13 protein-coding genes are annotated in these 15,250 nt (G+C 46.7%); all 13 read left to right on the top strand.

From position 1 onward, the window contains the following. The first annotated feature begins 35 nt into the window (after positions 1–35). Positions 36–932 (top strand): ABC transporter permease, encoded by an 897-nt coding sequence (locus ACR1R9_RS26505; RefSeq protein ID WP_076291997.1) that lies wholly within the window; start codon positions 36–38, stop codon positions 930–932. 62 nt (positions 933–994) lie between these two features. Beyond that, positions 995–1,867: a carbohydrate ABC transporter permease gene (locus ACR1R9_RS26500; RefSeq protein ID WP_063566505.1), complete on the top strand. Its 873-nt coding sequence runs from the start codon at positions 995–997 to the stop codon at positions 1,865–1,867. Positions 1,868–1,962: 95 nt separating this feature from the next. Next, positions 1,963–3,717 carry a hypothetical protein gene (locus tag ACR1R9_RS26495; protein WP_433923646.1) on the top strand — a complete coding sequence of 585 codons (1,755 nt, stop codon included), beginning with the start codon at positions 1,963–1,965 and terminating at the stop codon, positions 3,715–3,717. Between the two features lie 192 nt (positions 3,718–3,909). Then, positions 3,910–5,643, top strand: coding sequence for a tetratricopeptide repeat protein (locus ACR1R9_RS26490; RefSeq protein WP_099859263.1), 1,734 nt, complete (start codon positions 3,910–3,912; stop codon positions 5,641–5,643). Between the two features lie 170 nt (positions 5,644–5,813). Next, positions 5,814–6,773, top strand: a complete 960-nt coding sequence (gene trxB, locus ACR1R9_RS26485) for a thioredoxin-disulfide reductase (protein ID WP_063566502.1) — start codon at positions 5,814–5,816, stop codon at positions 6,771–6,773. Positions 6,774–6,933: 160 nt separating this feature from the next. Next, positions 6,934–7,965, top strand: a complete 1,032-nt coding sequence (locus tag ACR1R9_RS26480; protein ID WP_076292022.1) for an AI-2E family transporter — start codon at positions 6,934–6,936, stop codon at positions 7,963–7,965. A gap of 506 nt (positions 7,966–8,471) precedes the next feature. Beyond that, positions 8,472–9,422, top strand: coding sequence for an ROK family glucokinase (locus tag ACR1R9_RS26475; protein ID WP_433922307.1), 951 nt, complete (start codon positions 8,472–8,474; stop codon positions 9,420–9,422). A gap of 51 nt (positions 9,423–9,473) precedes the next feature. Next, positions 9,474–10,373, top strand: a complete 900-nt coding sequence (rapZ, locus tag ACR1R9_RS26470; protein WP_053782949.1) for an RNase adapter RapZ — start codon at positions 9,474–9,476, stop codon at positions 10,371–10,373. 13 nt (positions 10,374–10,386) lie between these two features. After that, positions 10,387–11,373 carry a gluconeogenesis factor YvcK family protein gene (locus ACR1R9_RS26465; RefSeq protein WP_053782950.1) on the top strand — a complete coding sequence of 329 codons (987 nt, stop codon included), beginning with the start codon at positions 10,387–10,389 and terminating at the stop codon, positions 11,371–11,373. Between the two features lie 6 nt (positions 11,374–11,379). Then, on the top strand, positions 11,380–12,318 hold the full coding sequence (whiA, locus tag ACR1R9_RS26460; protein ID WP_076291990.1) for a DNA-binding protein WhiA: 939 nt from the start codon (positions 11,380–11,382) through the stop codon (positions 12,316–12,318). Between the two features lie 254 nt (positions 12,319–12,572). Further along, complete coding sequence (locus tag ACR1R9_RS26455; protein ID WP_017691248.1) at positions 12,573–12,842, top strand: HPr family phosphocarrier protein; 270 nt, start codon at positions 12,573–12,575, stop codon at positions 12,840–12,842. A 147-nt stretch (positions 12,843–12,989) separates the two neighbouring features. Then, the gene (locus ACR1R9_RS26450) at positions 12,990–13,745 is read left to right on the top strand and encodes an SIMPL domain-containing protein (protein ID WP_076291989.1); all 756 of its coding nucleotides are present in this window, start codon (positions 12,990–12,992) and stop codon (positions 13,743–13,745) included. A 364-nt stretch (positions 13,746–14,109) separates the two neighbouring features. Further along, positions 14,110–15,207 carry a PdaC/SigV domain-containing protein gene (locus ACR1R9_RS26445; protein WP_433922308.1) on the top strand — a complete coding sequence of 366 codons (1,098 nt, stop codon included), beginning with the start codon at positions 14,110–14,112 and terminating at the stop codon, positions 15,205–15,207. Positions 15,208–15,250: the final 43 nt, after the last annotated feature.

The raw sequence follows: 15,250 nt of genomic DNA, 5'->3' as shown, positions 1-15,250 counted from the left end.
GCACAGTGTTTCTTCGTTGTTAGGAGGAGACCGACTTGACCGCATACTTGAAGAGGTATTGGCAATTATACGCGTTGATTTCACTGCCCCTCATCTATTTCGTGGTGTTTCGCTACGGACCGATGTATGGCGTTCAGATCGCATTTAAGGATTTTAATCTGTTTCAAGGTATTAACGGCAGTGAGTGGATCGGTTTTGATGCCTTTCGTGAGGTATTCGGGATGCGAGATTTCTACACCACGTTGCGCAACACCTTTATGCTGAATTTTCTTGATCTGATTGTTTCGTTTCCTGCTCCCATTATATTAGCCATCATGCTCTATGAAATCCGGTTTAAATGGTTTCAAAAAATATCGCAGACGATTCTGTATATCCCTCACTTTATTTCGTGGGTCATTATTGGGGGCATTGTGTACCAGTTATTCGGTAACCAATCCGGTATGGTAAACGGTGTACTTGAAAGTATCGGCTTAAATCCGATTCCATTTTTGACGGAGAAAAATCCATGGCTCGTGACTTACCTGTTCACAGGTGTCTGGCAAAGTGCAGGTTGGGGAACCATTCTGTATCTGGCTGCGCTGACGGGTGTTAATAAGGAATTGTTCGAAGCGGCAGAGATTGATGGAGCGACACGGCTGAAGAAAATCTGGCATATAACCCTGCCAAGCATCAAGCCTACCATCGTAACCCTACTCATTCTTAATTTGGGTCATATGGTCAGCATCGGCTTTGATCGTCCTTATATTATCGGGAACACGGCAGTACGTGAATACTCCGATGTGCTCAGTACCTTTGTATACCGGGTCGGGCTGGAATCGGGACAATATACGCTGGCAACCGTCGTTGGGCTGTTCCAGGCAGTCGTTGGACTTATATTTGTACTCGGCTCGAACTATATATCGAAAAAGACAACAGGTGAAGGAATTCTTTAAAAGAACAGAAGGTACGCTAAGCTGCTTTATATGTATACCATCAGTAAAGGAGTTGTGCGCATATGAGTGAACGCACCTCAAACCGGATTTTTGATACCGTTATCATCCTGTTTATTAGCTTGTTCGTCGTGTTCTGTCTCGCTCCGTTTCTGCACACGATTGCCATATCATTAAGCTCCAATCGTGCCATTACATCGGGTGAAGTCACCATTTTTCCTAAGGAGTTCAATTGGGATGCGTATGTTAAGGTGTTCTCCGATCATTCGATGCTGTATTCCTTGGGATATACGACCCTGTTAACGATTGTGACAACGGTGCTATGCATGGTATTCACAATCGCAGCTGCATACCCCTTGACCAAGAAAAAAATGAAGGGCCGCAAGCTTTTCATGTACGTGATCATCATTACGATGTTCTTTAGCGGGGGGATCATTCCCGAGTACTTGCTCATTCGTGACCTGCACTTGCTTAATTCGCCGTGGGCGCTAATTCTGCCAGGTCTGGTCAGTCCGTTTAACCTGATTATCCTGATCTCATTTTTCAATGGTATACCAGAAAGTCTAGAGGAGTCCGCTGAAATTGACGGCAGTTCACATCTGCATACACTGTTGAAAATCATATTACCGCTGTCAATGCCGGTCATGGCAACTTTGGCGTTGTTCTATGCTGTTGGCCGCTGGAATGGCTTTCAGGATTCCCTGATGTACATTAATGATCCTAAGCTGTATCCACTTCAGCTCAAACTGTTCCAAATGGTGCAAAACAACATGGTGAGTGAGCTCACACAGATGGAAGGGGCCAATCGCGCTCCATTAACCCCGGAAAGTCTCAAGGCGGCCACCGTTATTTTTGCAACCGTACCGATTCTGCTCGTCTATCCATGGCTGCAAAAATATTTTGTTAGCGGTGCCATGCTTGGAGCAGTTAAGGGCTGATCATAGGTTTTCTTAAGCCAATCGTGATTAACCGGATGACAAGAATTATTGCGCCGAATATTCCGTTCATCGGCATTTGTTTGGAGGGACTGGAAATGTACAGACAACTGGTGGAAAGCAATGACAGAGCAGTGCAAAAAGGGATATCGCGGCAAGTGCCTGATCCGGACAGCCGCTATTATGGAGGAACGATTGACCCCTCTACAGGTATCGCCTGGGTCAACCATACGACCGGAACACCTACGGACATGTGTTACTGGGGAGCTGCACTCGCAAATCCGGATTCGATCTATTATCGGGATGAAGATCTGTTAAATCGTCTTCAGCTTGCATCGGAGTACGTACTCCGGAATCAGCATGCAGACGGCTCCATCTCTCCTGGTTGGACCAATTCCCATTCTCCACCGGATACCGCATTTCTTGTCGTGGGATATGCCCAGTTATATCAACTTCTTCAGCAGCAGGACTGGGAGCCATTGCAACCTGTACTGGACAATATGCGCCTGTTTCTGGAACGAACTGTTCCAGTCTTGCTGACTGGAGGCTGTCATACGCCGAATCATCGCTGGGTGCTATGCGCGGCGCTCGGTTTCCTGCATCAATTGTTTGACCTGGAGGAAGCTGTGCAGCGTGCAGAGCAGTGGCTGGCTGAAGGTATGGATATTACGCCTGATGGGGAGTGGACTGAACGAAGCAACGGAATCTACAGCGCGGTTAGCGACATCATGCTGATTCATGCGGCACGCCTGTTGAACCGCCCTGAATTGCTGGACCCGGTGAGACTCAATCTTCGCATGATGGTGTATTTAGTACATCCAACAGGTGAGGTTGTTACGGATTACTCAGGTCGCCAGGATCTGGGGAGCGTGCATGATTTATCACCGTATTACTTGCCGTATGCCATTATGGCCCGGTTGGACGGTGATCCGATCTTTGCCGGCATGGCGGATTGGGCTGGAGAAATGTTAACAGATCCCGGCGTCTGCTCGGTCAATGCGCTCGTCCGGCTGCTGCTGGAGCCTGAGCTTCAGCAGCAGGCAGGTAAGACACGCGAACAGCTGCCTGAGCTGTACGAGATCATACTGAACGAACGATTTGTGCGAGAGGACTATTTACAGCGAATGGATTCGGCAGGTCATCATGGACACATCTCACACAGCCGGTTGCATACGGACTTCGGCGCACCTGTAGCACGTATTCGTTCCGGTAATACAAGTGCGACTGTAATGACGGAGGTGCCTTCATTCTTTGCCCTTCGTCATGGTGCCGTACGTCTACTGGCCGTTCAGTTGGCCTCCTATTTTAATCCAGGATATGTGCCGATGCAGCACATGTCTCGATTGCCAGCAGGTTACCTTCTAACGGGCGAACAGAAGAAAGGCTATTACGGTCCGATCCCGGTTAGTCAACTGCCTGAGACGGCGGGAACAGCTATCAGTCCGTGGTATTTGTTGCCCCATCAGAGTCGAGATCTCACCCATGAACAGACGTTCCTTGTACAGACGGAAGTGTTACGAACGGAAAATGGCTGGACCCTGAAACTGGCGGGAGAGCAGCCGGAGCAGCTTATGGTGCAGCTTTCTTTCGTGTTCGGAAGCGAGGGCGAGCTTTCCCATGGGGAATTGCTTGAGACAGGTGAAGGCCATTATCTGTGGAAGAGCGGCACGTTGCGTTATTCCTGTGGAGATGACTGGATTGAGCTGATCGGAGGCGAGGTAGGGCATTTGGCAGCAACCGTACGTGAGGCAAAGCTGCCTAACAAGTGTAAGGTTGTACTGGTTAACTTTATGACTCCTTTCCACAAGACAGTTCATATCTCTCTTTCGCCATCCATGGCTTTAAAGCTGTAATTCTGATGAATCTCTCCTTAAGGAAGAGTACATGAAGCAAAAAGATGACATTTCATTCGAAAGGGATGAGAAGTGTCATCTTTTTTGCGCATTTTTGGCATAAACGACATGAAACTACATATTGAGAAGTGGGCCTTAAGATGTGGTATACTGGAGAGTATGAATGAAAGCAAAGAGGAGGTGCCTTGGAAGATGAAGGGCAAGCTACTGCGGGCTGAGGGACACCTTGCCAATGTAATACCGATTCACTTGGATGCTTCTTTCTTTTTTGAGAGAGCTGTCCGCTCGCTGGACCGTAATCACGTCGACAAGGCATTAAAATATTTTCGTAAAGCTGTTGAATATGAGCCGGAAAATCCGGTGAATCATTGTAATATGGCGGGTATATTATCAGAGAAGGGGGATTACGAGGCTTCCAATGCCGTTCTTGCGCATGTGCTCGACGTGGTAGATCCGTCCATGACGGAATGTTATTTCTACATGGCGAACAATTATGCGAATATGGATCGGTTTGAAGAAGCTGAGCAAGCGCTTGTTACGTATTTGGAGGAGGATACCCAAGGTCAGTTTATGACGGAAGCCGAAGAGATGATGGAGCTTCTGTACTACGAGCTGGATCGACCAGCCAAACTGAACCGGATCAAATCACGTAAGGGTGTCGTTGAACACGATCAGGCGAGGGAATTGTTGGAACAAGGGAAGTTTGCACAGGCGGCTGAACTGCTGGAAGGCATGTCACCCGATTATCCTGATTATTTGGCTGCACGCAACAACTTGGCGCTTGCCTATTATTATATGGGGCTGTTTCCCAAGGCGAAAGAGACGATTGCCGAGGTACTTGAGCAGGAGCCTGGTAATTTGCATGCACTGTGTAATCTGGCGATCTTTCATCAGAACGAGAATCGAGCCGACCAAGTGCTGCTTCTGATCAAAAAATTGCGTGTCATCGTGCCTTTCCAGCACGAACAGGTCTACAAGCTGGCTACCACGATGGGTATCCTAGGTCAACATGATACGGCTTATGTACATTTCCGTCGGCTGTTGAAGGATGAAGAAACCGCTGCGGATCCGGCTCTCGCACATTATGCAGCAGTCGCAGCTTATAATACCGAACGTTACGATTCCGCTGAACGTCTGTGGCGTCATGTGGGCAAGCTGGATCCGGGTTCGGAAGTATCCCGGTACTATCTGTCGGGTCTTGAGGCAGTGAAACAGGGAGAAAAAGATCCGGAGAAACTAAGTTATCACTATCATCTGCCATTTGACGAGCAATTCAGACAATGGGAGAACTATGGCAATGGCATACCTGAAGAGATGAAAAATGATCCATTGATCCGTTCCTCTTTCTTCTGGGCGTTGCGACATGGGGATCGGGCTACCAAGCTCCAGGTCATTCATGCTCTTGGCATGATTGGTGATTATGAGGTGCAGCAGGCACTGCAATCCTTTATCGAGGAACCTGGTGAAGATCAGGAATTGGTGGAAGCCGCTCGTTCCGTGTTAAACGGTCTTGGTTCAGAAGGAGCTGAGCAGGATGATTCTCCTGTTCTGCGACCGTTAACTGCATTGAGCCAACGAACCATTCCGAAGATGGAATCGTTGACGGAACAAACGGAGGCGAAAGCTTCTTCGCATTGGCAGGCGGTCGTGGACCGTGCATTACAGATGTCTGAAGCCAAAGCCGAATTGCAGCAAGAAATGGAGCGGCTGTGGAAAGACTATGTATCTCGCGTGCACCCGGAAGTACCTGGCACGAAGCAAATTGAAGGTTTGGCTGCGGGATTGGAATATCTGGCTGCTAAGATTCATAGTCGTCCAGTGACCTACCAAAGCATAGCCGACCGGTATGGCATATCAGCTGCCACCGTCAGTAAATATGCACGGCAAATCAATAAAGTGTGCAATTCCAATCCACCGGTCCAGTAAATGTTCCTTGAAAATCTCGCTTTGGGATAGACTTCATTGCGTGAAGGATACATAAGCCTGGAAAACGGGTAAACTTAACGAATAGGTCTCGACATGCCTGTAGGATATCATCATAGCAAGTTAATCGCCACTCAACACACTCTCAACCTTATTAAGGAGGCTGTATCTATATGTCTAAATACAGAACGATTGTGATCGGAACCGGACCTGCGGGTCTGACAGCAGCGATATATCTGGCTCGTGCTAATCTAAACCCACTGGTTATCGAAGGTCTCCAGCCGGGTGGTCAGTTGACGACGACAACGGAAGTTGAGAATTTCCCTGGTTTTCCGCAAGGCATTATGGGTCCGGAACTGATGGACAATATGCGCAAGCAAGCGGAGCGTTTTGGAGCTGAGTTCAAAAATGGTTGGGTGGAAGAAGTGGATTTCAGCAAACCGCCCTTCAAGGTTAAAGTTGGAGGCATCGGTGAACTGGAAGCCGAATCGATCATTATCTCTACCGGCGCTTCGGCCCGTTATCTCGGCATTCCCGGAGAGCAGGAGAATGTGGGACGTGGGGTAAGTACATGTGCCACCTGTGACGGATTCTTTTTCCGTGGTAAAAAGATCGTCGTTGTTGGCGGTGGAGACTCCGCAATGGAGGAAGCCAGCTTCCTGACCCGTTTTGCAACAGACGTTACCTTGGTTCACCGCAGGGACGAATTACGTGCCTCGAAAATTATGCAGGATCGGGCTCGCAGCAATGAGAAGGTGAAATGGGCTTTGAACCGTACACCGCTCGAAGTTGTGCCTGAGGCTCTTGGTGTTAAAGGGCTTAAGGTACGCAATAACGAGACTGGACAGGAAGAATTGCTTGAAGCGGATGGCGTATTCATTGCCATTGGACATACACCAAATACGGGGTTCCTGAGCAACCAAATTACTTTGGATGAACACGGCTATGTTGTCGTTAAACCGGGTACAACCGAGACCAACATTCCGGGTGTGTTCGCCTGCGGTGATGTTCAGGATACGAAGTATCGTCAAGCCATTACAGCAGCAGGTTCAGGATGTATGGCTGCAATGGACTGCGAGAAATTCCTCGAAGGAAGCATTGTACATGACTGGAGCGAAACACTGGATAAGTAAGCATGAAAAGGGCATGGTTTGGCATAAATTAAGTAGAAGAGACAACGGGAAGTCTCATGATGTGAGAAGCCGGAAGGCTTCTCTTTTTTTGAAACCAAAGTGGGCATGAGATCGTATACATAATGGGCATATTAGCTGTGAGGTGAAGACTTTGGGGGAAATGATAAAAGATTGGTTACAAAATGCAACAGTGCGGCGTTTTCTCATTCTGCTGTTGTTTTGTTTGGTTCTATTCAGCATGGGGAGTATGCTGCACATGATTTTGCTGTTATTCCTGGTGACTTATGTCATGAACAGGTTGCAGCATTTTATCACAGAGAAGTTGAATCGTTTATTTCCGGTTAACTATAAAGTTGTAGTCATCCTGCTCTATCTTATCGTTATTGCAGCCATTGTACTGGGCATCTCCAGGTATTCACCACGGATTGTGGATCAGGTCGTTCAGTTGACGAATGAGATCATGAAGTTTCTTGATACTGCTGACGGAGATAATTTTGCTTCCAAAATTGCAGGTTATCTTCAATCGTTCGATATCAAAAACTATACCAACGATGCTTTAAAGTATATTTTTGCGTTAAGCAAATGGTTGGAGTTCATTCTGCTGGTCATCATTCTGAGTCTGTTCTTCTTGTTGCAGAAGCGGGAGATTTCCAAGTTCACCGCCAAGTTCAAAACAAGCAAGATCGGATGGTTCTATAATGAAGTGGCTTATCTTGGAGATAAGTTTGTATCTTCTTTTGGTAAAGTGATCGAGGCACAATTGTTGATTGCGGTCTTTAATACAGCTTTGACGATTCTGGGATTATGGATACTCGGTTTCCCATATTTGTTCGCTCTGACCATTCTGGTATTCATGCTGAGTCTGGTACCCGTTGCGGGGGTTATCATCTCACTGATTCCGCTGTGTCTAATCGGTTATCAACTGGGTGGGTTACAGCTCAGTGTGATCGTGATCATTATGATCGTCATCATTCATGCGTTGGAGACGTACTTCCTGAATCCGAAGCTGATGGCGCACAAAACCAAATTGCCGATGTTCTACACGTTTATCGTACTGATTCTGTCTCAACATTTTCTGGGGATCTGGGGGCTTATCATCGGTATTCCGATCTTTGTCTTCCTGCTCGATATTCTGGACGTCAACAAGATGGAAAAAACGGAAGAGCCTGTACGTGTGGAAACGAAGTTGTGACCAGTAGCTGAATAGCTGCTGAAGGATAGGTTTAGGTACAGGTAACGTTCATAAAAGTAGAGAAAAACGCCTCCCGTTCCCGGAAGGCGTTTTTTGCGCCGTTAGGGCTAAGGGTTGCAACAACTGAACCACGGGTGAGCTCATCTTGAATCACGTCCTTGTTCTGTTCTATAAGATATTTCCATCTTACCGAACTGCCTTAGACGTGATTAGTAAGGAATGTCATGAGATTCAGATGACAATTGTCATCTTTTACGCATGGAACGAGTGGATATGCAATATCATGAGTTGAGGCCTCCTTCTCTATGGAGGAAGGAATAAAGCCTGCGTTTTTAATAGAGACAAATGAGGTTGTATACGTATTCAAAGATAGCCTGTGATGTTGTTCACAATAGCGAGGAAGCTAATCAGAGCAAAGGTCTTATCGTCTTGACCCAGGCGTATCCTTCAATTATAGTTGGTACGTAGGATTAAACTATTATAGATAGATAAAGGTGGCTTGTAGCATGTCTGAGAAAATCTACGTTGGGGTCGATCTCGGCGGAACAGCAATCAAGGTCGGTATATGTGATGAACACGGTCAGCTTATGCATACGTATGAAGGACCGACTGAAGTGGATAAGGGCGTTGACACGGTCATTGCCAACATCGAAAAGTATGTCCGTCATATCGTTGCCGAATCGCCTTACAGCTGGGAACAGCTTGAAGGTGTAGGAGCAGGAGTGGCTGGGTTCACCAATGTACGCGAGGGAATTATCGTTCTTGCCCCTAACATTGGATTTCGGAATGTAGCCATTCGTTCGATTTTGGAAGAACGTCTGGGCAAGCCAGTCAAAATAGATAACGATGCAAACGTGGCTGCACTGGGTGAAGCTTGGGCAGGTGCTGGCAAGGGCGTGGACAACTGTGTATGCTATACGCTTGGTACAGGCGTTGGTGGTGGACTGATCTTGAACGGCAAGATCTATCAAGGTTTCTCCGGTATGGCTGGTGAGCTTGGTCATGTCAGTGTTGTTCCTGATCTGGAAGCAATTCAATGCGGATGCGGCAAAATGGGATGCGTGGAAACTGTATCTTCAGCAACCGGAATTATTCGTATGGCCAAAGACGCTGTAGAGCGTGGAGACCATACATCACTGGCACTCGTGGATAAGATTGCAGCTAAAGAAGTATTTGATGCTGCTAAAGCGGGCGATGAAGTTGCTCTTCGTATCGTCAATCGTGCAGCATTCTATCTGGGCAAATCGATGGCGGCTGTAGCGGCTGTGATTAACCCTGAGATGTTCATTATCGGTGGCGGTGTATCCAAAGCGGGTAATATTTTGTTTGATGAAGTACGGACTATGTTTGCGAAACTGACACCTGAACCGCTGCAAGAAGGGGTTAAAATTCTTGAAGCAACGCTTGGCAACAATGCAGGTATTGTTGGCGCGGCTGGTCTTCTCTTGCGTTCCTAGTAACCTCGTAACAGTATATTCCGACAGCAATATGATAAGGAGGGGACATTTATGCTTGAAGGTGAAGTTTCACCGGGCACAGGCGCCACGCTCATTATCATTACGGGCATGTCCGGAGCAGGCAAGACGATTGCAGTACAAAGCCTGGAGGATCTTGGTTTCTTCTGTGTGGATAATCTTCCGCCGGTATTGATTCCGAAATTCGCGGAGTTGATTGAGCAATCGAACGGCAAAATTGGCAAGGTCGCACTGGTTATCGACCTTCGCGGTCGTGAGTTCTTTACGGCTTTGTCCGAGTCACTGAACTATATTAAAGATCATTTTACCATTCATTGTGAAATACTATTCCTGGACGCGACAGACTCTGTATTGGTCCAGCGCTATAAGGAGAGCAGGCGCAGACATCCACTGGCTCCTGAGGGCATGCCGCTTGATGGCATCCGGCTGGAACGTAAGATGCTGGAGGAACTCAAAAATTCCGCCACTCAGGTACTGAATACCAGTACGATGAAGCCTGCCCAACTGAAAGAGCGCATCATATCCCGCTTTTCTCATCTGGAAAGCCATATGCTGTCGGTAAATATTACATCGTTTGGGTTCAAATACGGTATTCCGATCGATGCGGATCTGGTGTTTGACGTTCGTTTCTTGCCAAATCCGCATTATATTGAACATTTACGTCCGAATACGGGACAGAATAGTGATGTATACGAATATGTTATGAAATGGCCGGAGACGCAGGCGTTTCTGACCAAGCTGCTGGATATGCTGCATTTTCTGATTCCGCAATACCGGAAGGAAGGCAAAAGCCAGGTTATTATTGGAATCGGCTGTACCGGAGGCAAGCATCGTTCGGTAGCAATATCGGAATATTTGGGCAAAATGTTGGGAAGCAGCGAAACTGAGGCTGTTACCGTGAGCCATCGCGACGCCGACCGGGACCGTCATTGAAGAGGGTGAAGGGATGAAAGAAGCCGGACCACGAAGAGAACGTCCGAGAATTGTAGTCATGGGCGGCGGAACCGGATTATCCGTGATGCTGCGCGGTTTGAAGGAAAAGCCGCTGGACATCACGGCCATCGTGACGGTGGCGGATGACGGAGGAAGTTCGGGCATCCTGCGTAATGAGTTGCAAATGCCGCCTCCGGGCGACATTCGTAACGTACTTACAGCGCTGGCTGATGTAGAACCATTGTTGTCGGATATGCTGAATTATCGCTTCAATACAGGCGCGGGGCTTGCAGGCCACAGCCTGGGTAACTTGATTTTGGCTGCAATGACGGATATATCGGGCGACTTCGTGACCGCTGTGCGGGAACTTAGCCGCGTGTTTGCCGTTCGGGGTGAGGTATTGCCGGCAGCCGGGCAGGCCGTTATACTGCATGCAGAGATGGAGGATGGCTCAATTGTTACGGGCGAGTCCAAAATCCCTGAAGCTGGCTTACGGATCAAACGCGTTTTCCTTGAACCGGATCACGTGGAGCCGTTGCCAGAGGCTGTTGAGGCTATTCGTCAGGCAGACGCCATTCTGATTGGGCCAGGTAGTCTCTACACGAGCATTCTGCCCAATCTGCTTGTACCTAAGCTGGCTGAAGCTGTCGTTGAGGCTGACGCAGTAAAAATGTTTATTTGTAATGTGATGACACAGCCGGGAGAAACGGATAATTACACGGTGAGTGACCACCTCAAGGCGGTACATGAACATGTAGGACACCAAATTTTCGACTATGTCATTGTAAATAATGGTGATATTCCGCTGCAGGTGCAGAATAAGTATGCGGAAAAAGGAGCTAAACCGGTTGTGCTGGATATGAATGTGCTGAAGAGTGCCGGCTATCAAGTCGTTGCGGATACGTTGGTCCTATTCCGAACTTATCTGCGCCATGATGCCGACAAGCTGAGCCATCACATCTATCAACTTGTACAAAATTGGATGTTACGGAAGAGGTGAAGTCCCATGTCGTTTGCAGCACAGACCAAAAAAGAACTAACGATGATCGAAAGCGAACCGTGCTGCGAAAAGGCGGAACTTTCAGCCCTCATCCGTATGCTTGGTGCGGTGCAGTTATCGAATAAAAAAGTCATCTTGGATATTTCGACGGAGAATGCCGCCATTGCAAGACGGGCATACTCTCTGCTTAAAAAGCATTTTCAAGTGCATACGGAATTGCTTGTCCGCAAAAAAATGCGGCTGAAAAAGAACAATGTATATATTGTTCGGATTCCAACCATGGTACAGGAGATTCTAAAAGATCTGTACATTGTTTCCGAAGGATTTCTGTTTACTCCCGGGATCAGTGGAGAACTGTTCAATAATAACTGCTGTAAACGTGCTTATCTTCGAGGCGCATTTATGGCAGGAGGCTCAGTCAACAATCCCGAAGGTTCATCCTACCACCTGGAGATTGCGTCCATGTATGAGGAGCACTGTCAGGCCCTTGTGGACCTGGCGAATGAATTTCATCTCAATGCCCGGTGTATAGAACGCAAAAAAGGATTCATCCTATACATTAAGGAAGGCGAGAAAATCATTGAGCTGCTCAGTATCATTGGTGCACATCAGGCCCTTTTCAAGTTCGAGGATGTGCGTATTATGCGAGATATGCGTAATTCCGTCAACCGAATCGTCAATTGTGAGACAGCGAACTTGAACAAAACGATTGGAGCAGCCGTCAGACAGATCGATAACATCAGACTGTTGCAAAAGGAAGTTGGTCTGGAGTCGTTGCCCGAAAAGCTTCGTGAAGTGGCTGAAGTCAGACTCGCCCATCCGGATATCAACTTGAAGGAAGTAGGCGAACTGCTTAAAGGTACAGTCAGCAAGTCTGGAGTGAATCATCGGCTCCGCAAAATTGATGAGCTGGCAGAAAAGGTTCGTACCGAGCGTTACGGTTAAATTAAGAGTAGGGTAGTCTGGGAATTGATTGTTTTGGTTTTCGCCAAAAGGTCAGTATAAAGTCAGCCCATAAGGATCAGGAGAGCTGCTCAGGTGTAATGAGGTGATGTAAAAAGGCTAAAATGGGTCATAATAATGACATCCCAATCACCCTGAGTTTTTTCTTCTAGTGTCCTGCTCTGGTTATATGGTATAATGTTATAAATATAATTGTGTATTTAATGTCCAGATTTCATAATAGGGGGTAAGTTTCCATGACAAAGCACCCGGTAGTTGTCCGTTTGAAAACGGGTCTCCATGCCAGACCTGCGGCACTGTTCGTTCAAGAAGCGAATAAGTACTCATCTGAAGTGTTCGTCGAGAAGGACGACAAAAAAGTAAATGCAAAAAGTATCATGGGGATCATGAGCCTTGCAATCAGTACTGGTACGGAAATCCAGATTAGTGCAGAAGGCGCGGACGCCGAACAGGCTGTAAACGCTTTAGTTAGTCTGGTAAGCAAGGAAGAGCTTGAGAACCAATAAGATATGATTTGAACCCAATGAAGAAGTCCCGAAAGGGGCTTTTTTGCGTTTTAAGGCTGTCAAGTGCAACATTATGGAATTAAGCCCGTCTGTTAGGTATCAAATCGATTTGAGTTTGAGATGTTAAAACTTAAGGAGGCTAACGTAATGGGTAAATTATGGTTGAAACCGCTGGGCGCGGTGATGGTTGCAGGTACATTGCTTGTAGGAGGTACTGCGTGGGTAGCACCTAGTAATTATGCGTATGCTGCTGAGGTACAGGGGGTACAGCAAAACGTGATCAACGTTGTGGGTACAGGTGAGATTCAAGTGAAGCCGGACATCGCTTATCTTTCCATTGGAGTGAACAGTACAGCAGATACTGCAGCCTCCGCTCAAAAAGCGAATGCAGCGAAAATTCAAAAAGTTAGCAATCTGCTGAAAAGTACGTGGAAAATCAGTGCGGATGATATTCAAACCAGCCAGTTCTACGTACAGCCTAACTACACGTATAGTGAAAAAGACGGACAGAAGATCAAAGGGTACACAGCTCATCATACATTGACTGTAACGTACCGGGAGATGGACAAGATTGGTGAACTCCTGGATGCTGCATCCCAAGCTGGTGCCAATAATATTGAGAATGTGCGTTTTACGGTAGAAAAACCGGAGAGCTTTGAAGCTCAAGTGATTGAAAAAGCTGTTGCCAATGCTGATGTGAAAGCTGGAGCTATTGCAAAAGCAGTTAAACGTCAACTGGGTGCTGTTCTCTCCGTGAGCCAAGGTGACGCTAATGTACCTGTGTTCTATGCAAGTGAGGCTCTGATGTCCAAAGCAACAGCTGATTCTGCTGGTAGCACAGAAATTGAAACAGGACAGGTTAAAGTAAGCACAACGCTGAATATTACGTATGAAATGAAATAAGTAAAGTAAATGAAGGCTGGATGTCCGTTAAAGTTATGCTTGAGCGGGCGAAAGGCAATAATGACAAAGACGTTGTCCATCGGACAGCGTCTTTTTTGTTATAAAGGCGGACTTTGATGAAGTTTGGAAAGAAGAGGTGAAATATGACGAAATGAATTGCTGGTTTTTGGTATCTTTTTTGTCCATTTGTTCGTAACAAAACCTTCATTATAGGCATCTGGATCGAACAACATTGTAACTGGAGCTGTAAACCTTTCCGGAATTGGGTTAATTATAATAAAGAGGTGAGCGTATGAGGCATACGATCAAATCAGGATACATACGCAATGACACTCAATTTGAATTCGAGAGAGGAGTTTTATATATGACATCATGGAAAAAATGGACAAGTGCACTACTGGCGGCAGGAATTATTGTGGGGAGCGGGACTGTATGGCAGGATAGTTCTGTACAGGCAGCTTCAGTATCGACGAAAGTGACAACACCTACTGAGGTAACTCTGAAATCGGGAGGAAAAACGCTTACTCAAAAAGGACTGCTTCAAGGTGGCTCCACTTGGGTTTCGCTTACCGCAGTGAAAGATGTTGCAGGTGGAAGTTTGAAATATGATGCTAAGACTAAAGAATACTCCTTAACGGCAGCTAATAATACGATGACCATCAGCCTGATTGATGGGGCACCGAGTGTTAGAATTAATAACTACTATCCACAAGTGGAAGCGAAGCTGATTAATGGCCGATTGTATATTCCGTTTTCTGCAATGAGAGATTATTTGGGTGTTCAGGGCAGCTGGGATGGAAAATCCAAGACACTGACGCTGAGTAAAGTGAAGCAAAATAGCGTGACAGTCAAAGCGGCAACAGTGAAGGTCAGCATCAAGAACGCTGAAGTCGATATTCAATATCCTCAGGTGAGCGGACTGGCTAACGATAAAGCAGAAGCAGCTATCAACAAGGTGCTGAAAGATGAAGTCGATGCTTTTGTAGCGGATTTCAAAAAACAAACCAAGGAATTTGGTGACGCAGCAGCGAACCGTCCATATGCATTTGAGAGTTCTTATGTTGTGACGTATAACGAAAATGGTGTGCTTGGGCTCATTACGCAAAGTTATCAAGATTATGCGGGCGCACATGGCATGACGTTCCGTACAGGTCACACCTTTGCTCTGGATTCCGGTAAAGAATTGAGTCTGGATGATGTGATCCAAAATAACAAAACCGTACGTGAGACAGTAAGTAAAAAAGTGGGAGATCAGCTTAAAGCAAGTGGTGGTTACCTTGAAGGCTATAAAGGTCTGAATAAAGATCAGGATTTCTATGTAACACCAACAGGTGTAGTTGTATTCTTCCAGTTGTATGAATACACAGCTTATGCGGAAGGCTTCCCGGAATTCCCGTTCACATACAAAGAGCTGCTTCCTAAAGGCACAGAGCCGTTCAGTGGCTTAACAGCAGACAAGTAAAGTATTAGATTTTCTATGAAAGTTAAGTGAATCGATTGAATTT

This window comes from Paenibacillus taichungensis, from assembly GCF_050994985.1.
GTDB lineage: Bacteria > Bacillota > Bacilli > Paenibacillales > Paenibacillaceae > Paenibacillus > Paenibacillus taichungensis.
Note: the sequence above shows the minus strand (reverse complement) of the source record. Positions and strands in the feature narration are given on the sequence as shown.

What these genes read in the sequence shown, in the direction of transcription:
- ACR1R9_RS26495 (WP_433923646.1), top strand. Translation starts at nt 1,963, where the DNA reads ATGTACAGACAACTGGTGGAAAGCAATGACAGAGCAGTGCAAAAAGGG.
- ACR1R9_RS26465 (WP_053782950.1), top strand. Translation starts at nt 10,387, where the DNA reads ATGAAAGAAGCCGGACCACGAAGAGAACGTCCGAGAATTGTAGTCATG.
- rapZ (WP_053782949.1), top strand. Translation starts at nt 9,474, where the DNA reads ATGCTTGAAGGTGAAGTTTCACCGGGCACAGGCGCCACGCTCATTATC.
- ACR1R9_RS26455 (WP_017691248.1), top strand. Translation starts at nt 12,573, where the DNA reads ATGACAAAGCACCCGGTAGTTGTCCGTTTGAAAACGGGTCTCCATGCC.
- ACR1R9_RS26445 (WP_433922308.1), top strand. Translation starts at nt 14,110, where the DNA reads ATGACATCATGGAAAAAATGGACAAGTGCACTACTGGCGGCAGGAATT.
- trxB (WP_063566502.1), top strand. Translation starts at nt 5,814, where the DNA reads ATGTCTAAATACAGAACGATTGTGATCGGAACCGGACCTGCGGGTCTG.
- ACR1R9_RS26490 (WP_099859263.1), top strand. Translation starts at nt 3,910, where the DNA reads ATGAAGGGCAAGCTACTGCGGGCTGAGGGACACCTTGCCAATGTAATA.
- ACR1R9_RS26480 (WP_076292022.1), top strand. Translation starts at nt 6,934, where the DNA reads ATGATAAAAGATTGGTTACAAAATGCAACAGTGCGGCGTTTTCTCATT.
- whiA (WP_076291990.1), top strand. Translation starts at nt 11,380, where the DNA reads ATGTCGTTTGCAGCACAGACCAAAAAAGAACTAACGATGATCGAAAGC.
- ACR1R9_RS26500 (WP_063566505.1), top strand. Translation starts at nt 995, where the DNA reads ATGAGTGAACGCACCTCAAACCGGATTTTTGATACCGTTATCATCCTG.
- ACR1R9_RS26475 (WP_433922307.1), top strand. Translation starts at nt 8,472, where the DNA reads ATGTCTGAGAAAATCTACGTTGGGGTCGATCTCGGCGGAACAGCAATC.
- ACR1R9_RS26450 (WP_076291989.1), top strand. Translation starts at nt 12,990, where the DNA reads ATGGGTAAATTATGGTTGAAACCGCTGGGCGCGGTGATGGTTGCAGGT.